General features: G+C 38.3%; 15 protein-coding genes. 3 read left to right on the top strand and 12 right to left on the bottom strand.

The window, feature by feature from the left end; translation table 11 throughout:
• Positions 1-4: 4 nt before the first annotated feature.
• Both ACK8HY_RS03280 and ACK8HY_RS03275 read right to left on the bottom strand, forming a co-directional pair.
• Positions 5-673 (bottom strand): DUF2306 domain-containing protein, encoded by a 669-nt coding sequence (locus ACK8HY_RS03280; RefSeq protein WP_416132767.1) that lies wholly within the window; start codon positions 671-673, stop codon positions 5-7.
• A gap of 7 nt (positions 674-680) precedes the next feature.
• Positions 681-1925, bottom strand: coding sequence for an ABC transporter permease (locus tag ACK8HY_RS03275; RefSeq protein WP_175992005.1), 1245 nt, complete (start codon positions 1923-1925; stop codon positions 681-683).
• Positions 1926-2108: 183 nt separating this feature from the next.
• On the opposite strand from ACK8HY_RS03275, the gene queA reads away from it, so the two are divergent.
• Both queA and ACK8HY_RS03265 read left to right on the top strand, forming a co-directional pair.
• A complete protein-coding gene (gene queA, locus ACK8HY_RS03270; protein WP_077435390.1) occupies positions 2109-3158 on the top strand; it encodes a tRNA preQ1(34) S-adenosylmethionine ribosyltransferase-isomerase QueA in 1050 nt (349 codons plus the stop codon).
• 85 nt (positions 3159-3243) lie between these two features.
• A complete protein-coding gene (locus tag ACK8HY_RS03265; RefSeq protein WP_077435392.1) occupies positions 3244-3927 on the top strand; it encodes a 2-C-methyl-D-erythritol 4-phosphate cytidylyltransferase in 684 nt (227 codons plus the stop codon).
• 11 nt (positions 3928-3938) lie between these two features.
• On the opposite strand, the gene ACK8HY_RS03260 is transcribed toward ACK8HY_RS03265, so the two are convergent.
• The 9 genes from ACK8HY_RS03260 to ACK8HY_RS03220 form a co-directional block, all read right to left on the bottom strand.
• Positions 3939-4091, bottom strand: a complete 153-nt coding sequence (locus ACK8HY_RS03260) for a lmo0937 family membrane protein (RefSeq protein WP_138097065.1) — start codon at positions 4089-4091, stop codon at positions 3939-3941.
• 71 nt (positions 4092-4162) lie between these two features.
• Positions 4163-4939, bottom strand: a complete 777-nt coding sequence (locus ACK8HY_RS03255) for an MBL fold metallo-hydrolase (RefSeq protein WP_077435394.1) — start codon at positions 4937-4939, stop codon at positions 4163-4165.
• Positions 4936-5103, bottom strand: coding sequence for a hypothetical protein (locus tag ACK8HY_RS03250; RefSeq protein ID WP_254846203.1), 168 nt, complete (start codon positions 5101-5103; stop codon positions 4936-4938). The genes ACK8HY_RS03255 and ACK8HY_RS03250 overlap by 4 nt, the downstream gene beginning before the upstream one ends.
• A gap of 258 nt (positions 5104-5361) precedes the next feature.
• The gene (locus tag ACK8HY_RS03245) at positions 5362-6489 is read right to left on the bottom strand and encodes a glycosyltransferase family 4 protein (RefSeq protein WP_416132766.1); all 1128 of its coding nucleotides are present in this window, start codon (positions 6487-6489) and stop codon (positions 5362-5364) included.
• Positions 6490-6495: 6 nt separating this feature from the next.
• On the bottom strand, positions 6496-7446 hold the full coding sequence (locus tag ACK8HY_RS03240; RefSeq protein ID WP_077435940.1) for a glycosyltransferase family 2 protein: 951 nt from the start codon (positions 7444-7446) through the stop codon (positions 6496-6498).
• A 99-nt stretch (positions 7447-7545) separates the two neighbouring features.
• Entirely contained in the window at positions 7546-8148 is a 603-nt protein-coding gene (locus tag ACK8HY_RS03235) for a DUF4199 domain-containing protein (RefSeq protein ID WP_077435400.1), read from the bottom strand.
• 2 nt (positions 8149-8150) lie between these two features.
• Entirely contained in the window at positions 8151-8825 is a 675-nt protein-coding gene (locus ACK8HY_RS03230) for a hypothetical protein (RefSeq protein WP_416132765.1), read from the bottom strand.
• Between the two features lie 3 nt (positions 8826-8828).
• Complete coding sequence (locus ACK8HY_RS03225) at positions 8829-10097, bottom strand: dihydroorotase (protein WP_416132764.1); 1269 nt, start codon at positions 10095-10097, stop codon at positions 8829-8831.
• 215 nt (positions 10098-10312) lie between these two features.
• Entirely contained in the window at positions 10313-10882 is a 570-nt protein-coding gene (locus ACK8HY_RS03220) for a UbiX family flavin prenyltransferase (protein ID WP_077435406.1), read from the bottom strand.
• Between the two features lie 348 nt (positions 10883-11230).
• Between ACK8HY_RS03220 and ACK8HY_RS03215 the strand changes: the two genes are divergently transcribed.
• Positions 11231-11881: an ankyrin repeat domain-containing protein gene (locus ACK8HY_RS03215; RefSeq protein ID WP_416132763.1), complete on the top strand. Its 651-nt coding sequence runs from the start codon at positions 11231-11233 to the stop codon at positions 11879-11881.
• Here ACK8HY_RS03215 and ACK8HY_RS03210 read toward each other — a convergent pair.
• On the bottom strand, positions 11878-13161 hold the full coding sequence (locus tag ACK8HY_RS03210) for a DUF2851 family protein (protein WP_077435410.1): 1284 nt from the start codon (positions 13159-13161) through the stop codon (positions 11878-11880). The genes ACK8HY_RS03215 and ACK8HY_RS03210 overlap by 4 nt on opposite strands.
• Between the last annotated feature and the right edge of the window lie 8 nt (positions 13162-13169).

Genomic DNA, 13169 nt, shown 5'->3' with positions numbered 1-13169 from the left:
CCATTTATGAGCCAGACAGTTCATGATGATTTCTTAAATTGCGATTTTTTCGATAAATAATATATTCCACGAGCAATAAATTCGGTACCCAGCCAAGCCAAGCAATAATCTGATAAAGATCCATCGGATTAGGCTGGAATAGATATACCAAAATCACTTTCCAGAAACGCAATGTAAGGGCTGAACAGGTCAGGGCAAAACTGCGTAACATAAATTCTTGATGCCCTTTAAACTTCCTTTGAACTGCCAGGCGAACAGCCTGTATGGTAAAATAAAACCAACTTAGCGCAAGAAATTCAAAGGAAATGACTGAAAATACCCCTCCATTCGCGACTGCCCCGATCAATACTCCGGAAGGTGCAGCAAACCCCAAAATACTAATAACATAGACGTAACCGATCGCCCGATGCCATAACGGGTATTTTTTTAGCAGACCTGAATTAAATTGGGTAAAACCAGCGGGTAAGGCGAGTATTGCCGTACAGACATGTACATAGAAAGCATATCTATACCACCAAAGCTCCGCTATTTCAGTTTGTTTAATCATTAGAAAATTTGCATCCAATGCAAAACTATGGTAACGCCAGGTGATTTCTGCCATCAACATGCAGCTGTAGGCAAAAAGTAAAAGCCAAAATCCATTCAATAACGATATTTGAGCCTTTTTTACCATAACGAGATTATTTACTTCGAATTGCTTCGACAGGATCTAAACGAGAGGCCATTAAAGCAGGAACGATTCCGGATATCAGTCCAATGAAAGTAGAAAGAGATACTGTAAGAATAACCATCTTTAGACTGACAACAATGGCTACGCCCGTAGCCAATTGAACAATAAATGCCAGAAAATAGACAACAAAAAGACCGATCCCGCCTCCGAGCAGGCAAAGGACAATAGACTCAATGAGAAACTGCGACAAAATAAAAAAGTTTTTAGCTCCCAATGCTTTTTGGATTCCAATAATATGTGTACGCTCTTTGACACTCACAAACATGATATTCGCAATACCAAAACCACCAACTAAAATAGAAAAAATACCAATGGAGAGCCCCGCTAGATTGATAATACCGAAAAGCTGATCCAATGCCCCTGTAATCATTGTTGTTTGGTTAATGGAAAAATTTTCCTCCCGTTGCGGAGAAATACGACGGATTGACCGCATCAAGGTTTTTGCTTCACTTTCAGCTTCCGCCAATGTATAACCGGACTTGATGACCATCGCAATACTTGGTGAAAAATTGTCGTAATTGACAAGATTACGAGCCAATTCAAATGGAATAAAAGCAGTATCATCAGGTGAGGTATTAATTAGCACACCGTTACCTTCTTTTTTTAAAACACCGATGACCTGAATTTTTCTACCCAACATACTAATATACTTTCCTACAGGTTCCTCATTTGGAAAAAGCCCCTCTGCGATATTAGCACCCAAAACGGTGACCAAAGCCCCCCCTCTGGATTCACTCTCGGCAAAATACCGACCGTTAACAATATTTAAATTTTGAATATAAAGGTTTTCATAGGTAGCCGCATTTACCGACGAACCTTGGGCGGAATTGTTCTTATATTTGATCGTTGTGTTACCGATATTAATCATATAAGCCATATATTCTGCGGTTGTCATACGACTTCTTAAATCCTGATAATTATTATAAGTGGGCTCAGGTCTATTCAAATATTTCCACCAGGGATAATTCGGACCGCCGTCCCAAGGCCATTTCTCAATATAAAGGGTCTTGCTACCGATCTTCTTTACAGACTCCTCAATATTATTTCGTAAGGTATCAACCGCCGAAAATACGCCTATGATGGTAAAAATACCGATAGTCACGCCCAGCAGGGAAAGCAGGGTACGTGTACGATTGTCCTTTAATGCAGAAAACGCAAACTGACAACTTTCCAATATCAATCTAAGGAATAACATAATTGTATTCTAAAATACAATATAGTTTTGATTTAATGTCAAAATCAATAAAATATATCTATAAATTGGAAATAAGACCTTTTGATACCCAAAAAAGTTATAACTTTGTATGCTTTTTGCAACCTAGTATTTGGTGCACTGTAATGCACTGAAAGGCAGACATTAAAATATATATCATTAAAGATGAAGTTATCTCAATTTAAATTCAACTTACCAGAATCACTACTTGCTTCTGAACCTTCTGAAAATCGTGACGAATCGCGTTTGATGGTCCTACATAAAGATACTGGTAAAATTGAACACAAAATTTTCAAAGATGTATTGGATTATTTTGACGACAAAGACGTCATGATATTAAACAATACAAAAGTTTTTCCAGCGCGCCTATATGGTAATAAAGAAAAAACTGGAGCTACGATTGAAGTTTTCTTGTTACGCGAATTGAACAATGAACTTCGTCTTTGGGATGTATTGGTTGATCCAGCGCGTAAAATCCGTGTCGGTAACAAATTATACTTCGGTGATGATGACCTGTTAGTGGCGGAAGTAGTTGACAATACAACTTCACGAGGACGTACAATCCGATTCCTGTTCGATGGTACCGATGAAGAATTCCGTCGTAATATCGAGATTTTGGGAGAAACACCGCTTCCTAAATATATCAAACGTAAAGCAACTCCAGAAGATAAATTCCGTTACCAAACTATTTATGCAAAAAATGAAGGCGCTGTAGCTGCACCGACAGCCGGTCTTCACTTCTCACGCGAATTAATGAAACGTTTGGAGCTTAAAGGCGTTGATTTTGCTGAAGTGACATTACACGTCGGTCTTGGTACTTTCCGTACGGTGGAAGTTGAAGATTTGACAAAACATAAGATGGATTCTGAGCAATTTATTATTACCGAGGAAGCTGCAAAAATAGTAAACAAAGCCATTGATAATAAACGTCGCGTTTGTGCTGTCGGAACCACTTCAATGCGTGCCATCGAATCCTCTGTCTCAGCAGATCATCATTTGAAAGCTGCTTCAGATTGGACAAGTAAATTTATCTATCCACCTTACGATTTCAGCATTGCAAATTCAATGGTCACCAATTTCCATACACCGGAATCTACTTTATTGGTCATGATTGCAGCATTTGCAGGATATGAAAATGTGATGAATGCTTATGAAGTTGCTGTAAAAGAAAAATATAGATTCTATAGCTATGGCGATGCCATGTTGATTATTTAGTCAGTTTTAGATAAACGATATCTCGAAACGTGGGTAGCAACAAACTATCCACGTTTTTTTAAATAATAACCTTCAATCTCTGCACATGAATTTTGTCATTATCGTTGCCGCCGGAACGGGAAGTCGTATGAATAGCGATCTACCAAAGCAATTTCTAGATTTAAACGGCTTACCGGTAATTATGCACACTATCAACCATTTTCAAAAGTCATCAGATATTTCAGAAATCATCTTGGTTATCAGCAAAGAAATGGAAAAATTCTGGATGGAATTATGCGCAAAACTGAACTATAATACAGCGGTACATTTAACGTATGGAGGCAGTACTCGTTTTCAGAGTGTAAAGAATGGCATTAAATATATCCAGGAAAATTTTAAAATAGAAACCAACGATTATATTGCTGTCCATGATGGCGCCCGTCCCATCGTGTCCGCTTCATTAATCAACAGGGCATTCCGAGGAGCCTATCAACATCAAGCAATAGTATTGGCACAAAAAAGTGTCGAATCCATACGAATTGGCAACACGATTTCAAATCATGCAACCGACCGGAACCAGATCTGGTTAATCCAGACTCCACAGGTCTTTCAGGCGGAATTATTAATAAGGGCTTACAATCAAAAAGAAGATCCCCTATTTACAGATGATGCATCGGTCGTCGAAAAAATAGGCAATCGCATTTCTATTGTAGAAGGAGATTCCAAAAATATAAAAATCACCTATCCGCAGGATCTACAAATTGCCCATTTTTATCTGAATTTAATGTAATAGTGGATGGATTAGGCGTTACCACGGATTACGCGCAATAACACGACGATAATTGCAATCACCAATAGGATGTGAATGATATTCCCTCCTGCATAACCTCCAAAAAAGCTGATCGCCCAAATGATCACTAAAATAACGGCGATGATGTACAATAAATTTCCCATTTCTTTATAATTTAATAAGTTGTTCTATTTGTGTATAAGTATAACAACGAGAAATGGACTATAGTTTTATATTAAATAGAATTGTCAAGATTGATCTGCAGTCTATCGTACGCTAAATATATGTTTGGAGGTAATTCTTCTGAGACTTCAGCATGTAAGCCCATCCGATGTCCAATATGAGTAAAATAGGTCTTTTCCGCTTGAATATCTTGCGCAAATTCAATGGCTTCCTGCAATGTCAAATGAGAAATATGGGATTCTTTTTGCAAGGCATTGACCACAAGAACTTTAACACCTTCCAGTAATTTCCTCGATTCTGCTGAAATAAACTTAGCATCTGTAATATAAGCAAAATCGTCTATCCGAAATCCAAGCACGGGCATTTTATAATGCAACACTTCAATGGGGATAATCTCCTTCCCAAACAAGAGCAATGGTTCGCCAGCTTTTATTTCCTCAAGATCTAATCGAGGAGCTCCTGGATATTTAATTTCTGTAAATGCATAATAAAATTCGCGCTTTAAAGCTTCGTGAAGCGCATTTGTTCCATAAATCGAGATCGATGAATGCTGTTGGTAATTAAATGCTCTAACATCATCCAAACCGGCTATATGATCTTTATGAGAATGCGTCATTAATACAGCATCAAGGTGCATTACTTTCTCCCGCAGCATCTGATAGCGAAAATCAGGACCTGTATCAATGACGAGCGTGTGATTATTATATTCAACAAGAATGGAAGAACGCAACCGTTTATCACGTTTGTCCTGAGATAGACAGACTTGACATTGGCACGCAATAACTGGCACCCCCTGTGATGTTCCTGTTCCTAAAAATGTTACTCTCAAACTGCTGTTTTTGATTTCAATACCTCTTCATAAATCGGAAGTAGTTTTTCTGAAATAGTTGTTGCATCAATCTCGACATCCAATAGAATATTCCATAAAGACTGGATTTTTATCTCCAGATTCGAAAACTTATTCACAACTACAACCTTTGTTGCCTGTAACATACAGGCCCCGGTACGAAATGAGCCCTTTTCATACCTAACTTTATAGCCTTGTTCTTTAAAAAATTCCTCTATCTTTACTAAACTACTCTGTGTAAACGGCAACAAAATCTCTCCTCCTTTTTAATTTCTTCCTCGGTATTCCAAACTTAGATAAATTTGCTTTTATATACAAATAAAATCACTTTCATACATGATCCCTCTTAACCAAAATCAATCAATCAATCAATCAATCAATCAATCAATCAATCAATCAATCAATCAATCAATAAGCTTAAGAAGTTCATTACAAAAGGTATCCCAACTATATTTTTTCTTCTCATCAATAATATTTGTTCTGAATTGTTTCTCTTTATCATGGTGATAGAAAGACGCAATTCCCGTCGCGATACTATCAACATCGGGGCCTACAACATAGCCCACATAACCATCTTGTACCAGTTCAGGTAGTCCCCCCACATTACTAACAATCATGGGCAAATCAAAGTGATAGGCCACCTGAGTAATACCACTTTGTGTCGCGCTGCGATAGGGCAATACGACGCAGTCAGCTGCCGAAAAATAACGACCAACCTCTTGATTCGGAATAAAATCGGTATGCATATAGATCGACTCCTCCAAATGATATTTTTTAATAAGCGCAAAATAGGGTGCTGGGTCGCCGTAGAACTCTCCCGCCAACAATAGTTTGATATTTAAATCCCGGAGCCTCGCATCTGCTAAGGCCTCCAACAGCATATCCAAACCTTTATATTGTCTGATAAATCCAAAAAATAAAATTACCTTGTCTTTCTGATCAATATGGAGCAATTTACGTGCTTCAGGTTTGCTCAAATGAGCCCCATAATTATCATAAAGGGGATGGGGAGTATAGACTGAAGGCATCTGCGGACTCAGCATTTTTAATTCCGCTAGCACACTTTTACTCATCGTAACGCAGGCATCAACCGATTTTAAGAAATACCGGATTAGCAACTTGTCTCCGAATCTTTGTTCATGAGGAATGATATTATCCGCAATGCAGACAATTTTAGTATGTTTATTTTTTCGTACCTGTCGTTGAATAGTGCCTAAACAAGGACCAAAAAAGGGCATCCAAAAACGAACGATAAGTAGATCGTATCGCGCATTCCGAAGTTCCCTTCCAACCCTAAGCCAATTCAGCGGATTGATCGAATTGACCTTAGTCTTAATATTCAGCCCAGTAGGAGCCGGCTCATCTGAGTATTGGGATTTACCCGGAAAGAGAAAGTTGGGATACTGCAAAGTAAACGAGTAAATATCCACCTCATGCCCCAATTCTTGGAAGTGAGCTGCCAATCGTTCGTTGAAAGAAGCAATTCCCCCACCCCTTAGAGGGTAAGCAGAGCCCAGAATCACAATGCGCATAGTGAATTAAATGACTTTTTCAATTTGATAATCATTTCGCTCCGAACTACTTCTTGAAACCAGTTCAGCTAAAAATCCTGTCAAAAATAATTGGGTCCCTAGAATGATCGCTGTCAATGCAAAGAAAAATAATGGTTGATCAGTGATATCCCTAAATGGAGTACCACTGGCAATACTCATTAGTTTGTGACAGATTAAATAGATGGAGATAAATAAACCGGCCAAAAAGCTAATCACGCCCATGACACCAAAGAAATGCATTGGTCGCTTAGCGAATTTCCCAACAAAAAATATAGACAGCAAGTCTAAAAAACCTTTAACAAAACGTCCCGGTCCAAATTTCGTTGTTCCGTATTTACGCGGATAATGTTGAACAATTTGTTCCTGAATATTTGTAAATCCGGCCCATTTTGCAATCACGGGAATATAGCGGTGCATCTCGCCATAGACCTCTATATTCTTTACTACTTCTTTTTTATAGGCTTTTAGACCGCAGTTAAAATCATGTAAATTATGAATCCCTGACATGGACCGCGTCACACCATTGAATAATTTGGTCGGAATTGTTTTTGTTAATGGATCATAGCGTTTTTGTTTCCAACCCGAGACTAGGTCGGCACCTTTGTTCATAATTCGGTCATATAGTTCCGGGATCTCGTCTGGACTATCCTGCAAATCTGCATCCATTGTGATGACCACATCGCCCTGAGCTGCCGCAAATCCAACATTTAATGCAGCGGATTTCCCATAGTTACGTCTGAATTTGATGGCCGAAATATTGCCATTTTGCAATTTTAATTCTTCAATGATCTTCCAGGAGTTGTCTTTACTCCCATCATCAACCAGAATAATTTCATAAGAGAAATGATTGGCCGTCATTACCCGGTCAATCCAGGCAGTCAATTCGGGTAAAGATTCTTCTTCGTTAAATAACGGAACAACAACAGAAATATCCATGTGAATGTTAATCATGCTAAAAATGTACTATTTTAATACAAACAAAGGTATTACTTTTCTTAGCAATACCTTATGCGCTATACTTTATTTTATAAAAATCTACTTAGTAGGCTGCACTAATACAGGCTTTTCTCTTTTTGAAAGCGCAGATAATAACAATGCAAACACAAATTGGAACAACAATGTAATCGCAAGACCTTTAAAAATCTGGCCCAAAGTTATCTTTCCAATCGCCTCAACCTGTTTTTCTAATTCAGCAATTTTTGAATCAATGACTTCGTCAGGTACATTATTCTTTTCCATATATTCAATGGTCACATTAATAGTATGGGTCACAACTTTCTCTTGCAGAGCAGGATTCACAAAATTAACATACACCTGTGTTCCAATGGTCGAAATAATCGTCGAAATAGCCAACATCATAAAAATGGATTTAAGCGCTATGGAAAAACTCCAGTAGCCTCCATTCGCTTTTCTAAGAGAAAAGGAAAACAATGCAGATATAATAACAAATATACCCGTATTGACAATAAATGACATAGACATAACTCCCCAGAAGGAATTCAGGTCTTTAACGACGAACAAAACGACTAATCCAAGAATAAAAGAAATTATGCCCAGAATGATGCCATAGATAATACTCTTTTTCTTGTCAATTACCGCATCGAATCCGGCATTGCTGGGGTTAATTGAATCTGTCATATTTATTTATTGTAATAAGTACTAAGAACTTTATAGAGAGCCAAATCAAACGCTTTATTGTTTGACGCCGCAGCATACTCCTCAAATTGTTTATCACTAGGTCTCAATTCACTAAAGAAACTCATTACAGGATAAAACAATTCATATACTTCGCTTCTAGGATTAACACTTTTCGCTACTTTGGCTATTTCAGCATATGGACTATCCACTAGAATCTGATTGGCGATAATATCTTCATAGATTTCATGCTCATCCTGAAATTCATCTTCATCAACCAATAAAAACTCCTTTAGGAAATCATCTAATTCCGGCTCTATCTCATCATCTTTACATTCACCTAAGTAAAGGAAAATGTTCAACAATTCAGTCCCACGATCTATCGTCTCATCTTCAATTGCTTCCCATTCTTCCGAATCCAGGTAATCATCTTCAAGCTTGAGCACGTCATTAGAAAAGAAATTCATTAACAGCAAGTCAACATAAACTTCGCGAAGTTCGTCAAACAAAGGATAATCGTCAAAAGACTGATCCAAAAGATCCAACTTCTCCAAATAAGTGGCTTCAGTATTGAATACTTGAATGATTTTTGCCAGAAATTCTGGGGCTGTATCAATCTCGTCAACTTTTCCATAATTTAAAATACCTGCTTCAACAGCAGCTTTTATGTTTGCTTCCATGCTTTAATCGTTTTTAATGATTTGATTATTATTGATGACCAATTCGACAGCCCCCTTTAGTGCCTGTCCGAATAGTGGAGAGTTTTTTGATTTTGATTTATTTGTCTTTTCATCGAAATTCCAGGATTTCGCAAGATCGAACAATACAAGATTTGCCATTGCTCCTATTTTAATTTCCGGAACCGGCAAACCAAGAATTTGTCTTGGTCTAACCGAAAGACTGTTTACAATTTGCTCTTCGTTTAATCCAGCACGAACCAACAAAGGTAATACGGTTTGTAATCCTATAATACCATTTTTTGCGATATGAAATTCAACATTTTTAAATTCTATCTCCTGTGGCGTATGTTGCGATACTACCGCATCTATTACACCATCCTTTACGCCTTTTATAAGCGCTTTGGCATCAGATTTAGTTCTTAACGGCGGGCTAACTTTATAGTTGCTATCAAAACCTAGGATATCTTCATCCGTAAAAACCAACTGATGAGCCGCCACATCACAAGTTACCCGAAGCCCTTTTGCTTTTGCCTTCTTGATTAGATCAACAGCTTCAGGTGTACTGATTGAAGCAAAATGTATTGGAGCTTCCGTGTATTCAGCAAGATATAGATCACGGGACACCATTAATGATTCTGCGAGATTGGGAATTCCTTTCATTCCTAAATAGGTGCTCATCGTTCCCTCATTCATTTTATTTCCGCCTGCCATAGACTCGTCTTCGGCATGTGAAAAGATCAGTCCTTCAAATCCTTTGGCATACAACAACGCTCGGCTCATTAAGCCCGCTTGTTGCACACTTTTATTTCCATCACTGAAAGCTACGGCACCATTCTGTTTCATATCATAGAGCTCGGCCATTTCTTTACCTTCCCGCTTCTTGCTAATTGCACCAATAGGATGTACATCGACAATATTTCCTTTTGCCGCATTGACGACAAGCGCAACTTCAGACCGGCTCTGAATTGCCGGTTCGGTATTAGGCATCACCGCAACGGCAGTAAAACCACCAGCAGCAGCGGCAGCTGTCCCAGTTTGGATATCTTCTTTTGTCTCTAAACCCGGCTCCCCAAAATTGGCATGTAAATCGAAAAATCCGGGCGATAACAGCTTACCCGTTCCATCGATGGTCTCTACGTTTTTATCAGCTACTTTGATGATATTTCCAATCTGTGCAATCTTTCCTTTTTCGATGAATATGTCAACAGTCTGCTGATGATGTTCGTTACCAGGCAAAATTACTTTAACAGAAGTAATCAATAAGCTTTTCATATATGAATGTGATTGAAATTAATAGGATACAAATTGTCTGTTGAAGCATATAGGGTGTTTTGTAATGGCAAACAAAAAAAAGATTTATCACTATAGATTGTATAGCTATAAACAGAGTTTTCGCGTGATGCCTTTGATTGCTTCATTTCGAGAAACAAAGTTACAAAATACAATTTTATTATAGAACACTAAAAATAGATTTCAGCAAACATTCACTAGGAGTTTTCTCCCCATTGATAATGTTTAAAATCAAATCCGGCCAAACTCAAAATTCGATCGACCACTGTCTCAGCCAACTCCTCCAATGTTTTGGGTAAGCTATAGAATGACGGAGAAGCTGGACAAATGACCCCTCCCGCCTCAGTGACAAGTTTCATATTCTGAATATGGATAATACTTAAAGGCGTCTCACGTGTAACCAAAATAAGCTTTCGCCTCTCCTTCAACATGACATCCGCTGCTCGGGTAGTCAGATCTGACGAAGTTCCATAGGCAATTCTTGATAAGGTTCCCATAGAACAGGGACAAACTATCATTGTATCGAAACGCGCTGAACCTGATGCAAAGGGAGCAAAAAAATCATTTTTATCATAGAATTTAAAAGGTACATCCTGATAGCTCTCATCACCCAATTCGGCTCGCCATACATCCTTCGCATTATTTGACATCACAATACCAACCTCTGCGATCTGCGATCTTAGCGAATTCAGTTTTTCCAGCAACAACTTCGCATATATAGAGCCACTCGCTCCAGTAATAGCAACAACAATCTTTCTTTTGGACATTTCTTTTAAATATAAAACAAAGCTATAAAAAAAGGGTCGAAGTGAGAAACACCCGACCCTACATCTACCTATGAAAAACATGCCCTTGGGAGGGGCTTAACAAAAGTACATCTACTTTTTAATTTTCAAAAATAATATATGAATTACTACACATTTGTGTATATAAATTTTAAAAAAATGCCTATTTCAGCAGGATTCGCATGTTGATTATTATTCAATTTTATATCCTCGATACTTTTCCGCCATTCTTTGACCTCCAAATTCAGTAAATAAATTCCTTATCCAAACGATTATTTTTCATTAATAAAACTTATTTTAGTGGAAGAGTTACGCAATTATATTTGAAAAATGAGCCTTTCTGTTTTAGAGCAATATATCGAAGAGGGTAAAAGTCATGACATCGATCTATTATTGATTAAAAACCCCGAATTATTACAAGAGACGACCAGTCATGATATTTCCCCCCTATTATTAGCATGTTATTATAACAAACCACAAATTGTCCGAATCCTGCTACAGCATACCAAAACAATGACTATCCATGAGGCTTGTGCTGCAGGGTTAACGTCATATGTAGAAGCTATTATCCATCAAGCTCCATCCGTTGTCAACGAATGGTCGTCCCATGGTTTTACGCCTTTGTTACTGGCAACTTATTTCAACAAAGCTGATATCGTCCGTCTATTACTGTCCAAAAAAGTAAACCCGAATATAGCCAGTAGAAACGAACAGCTCACCTATCCCTTGCATATTGCCGCATCCAATAATAACGAGGAAATCGGCAAAATGCTTATTGAAGCCGATGCTGATGTCAATGCTATCCAGGCAACAGGTGAAACGGCTTTACATTTTGCCGCCCAGCACGGAAATATTGATTTCATTGTAGCCTTATTGGAATTTGGCGCGGATACCAAAATTGTCAACCTGACAGGACTGGCTCCGGCGGATCTCGCTTCTGAAAAAGGGTATAAAGAAATCGCAGAAATACTGGCGAACTAACCACTTCTCAAAATTTCGGCACCAATCCTACAATGAAGGCATTGCTTCTTGTCGCAATATAATTTCTTCAACTGCAATATAGCCTGGCTTTGAGAAGCATTTTCTGCAACCCATTCAAATGCTTCAAAACGTTTTATGATTGTATTTTTTTCGGCTGGTAGACTCTCCATAAAGTAGATAGCTCTGTCGATATATTTCTCTATCCCATAATACTTCCCATAAGCAAAAAGAAAGAGCACAACTACGTTAATAAGGAGGACATCAATGGTACCTTTTCCTATTTTCCCTGAATGTTCAATGGACGCCTTTCCTCCTAATGAAAAACGATACTTCCAGTATTCATTTAACGGTCCTATACCAAACAACAATCGTGCATCCTCCAAATTCTCCAAACATAAAATCGTTGAAAGACTCAATGATTTCTGACTAAACAATGCGACCAACTGCGCGATGCGAATCTCAGGAAAATTATAAGGTCTCATTCTCAACTTTTTCCATCCTCCATTTACCACGGCAATTTCATGAACACGCTGCTGATAAATAAACTCTCTATAGCGTAAATTCACATATTCGTCATCTCCTTCACCGGGTAAAAACCCCGCCGTTCCAAAAAAAATCGCCTCGATCTTCAATATATCCGAACGATATTTATGTAATAAGGGCAATGGAAGCTTCTCCCCTAGCTCATGAAATGTCTCTGTATTCACCTTTAGGCCCATGCACCTACACATCCAGATCCAGAAAACCTTCTCCCAATCATTTCCATAGTCAGCCAACAAGCCAAAGATCGCCTGAACTTTCATTTCCAAACGCTCATAAGATAAGGCATCCAACCACATCGTTTTCTTTACCGAATCAACGGAACTAAGCTGCGGCTGACAAGGAATCCAGCTGTTGGTATTCATCATCATCGAATACTTATCAAGTAAATGGGGATCTACATATTCCGAAAGCAGCATGGTTGGAATAACAGTTCCATCACTGCGCTGTATGACTTTATCATTTACCCAAACAACATGAAGTATGACATTATTATAAGCAGTATCATCTTGATGATGATGCCGATCCCAGTCCGACGAACGAATATGAATTTCAATATTTCCATACCATACCCTATCTCCCAGTATGATATGAGACATTAAAAAATCAGGTCCTGCATTCAGGTTATGCTGACCAAGGTTTATCACGGTCAACGGCTCTCCATCACTAGATCGCAATCCTATTGGATTGAATAGCCGTAGTTTCCAGATAAACTGCATTAAGTTTTCTGTAACCACCATAGATTGTA

This window comes from Sphingobacterium sp. NGMCC 1.201703 (genome assembly GCF_047784615.1).
GTDB lineage: Bacteria > Bacteroidota > Bacteroidia > Sphingobacteriales > Sphingobacteriaceae > Sphingobacterium.
The sequence above is the reverse complement of the archived record's forward strand: the minus strand, read 5'-3'. Positions and strand labels throughout refer to the sequence as shown.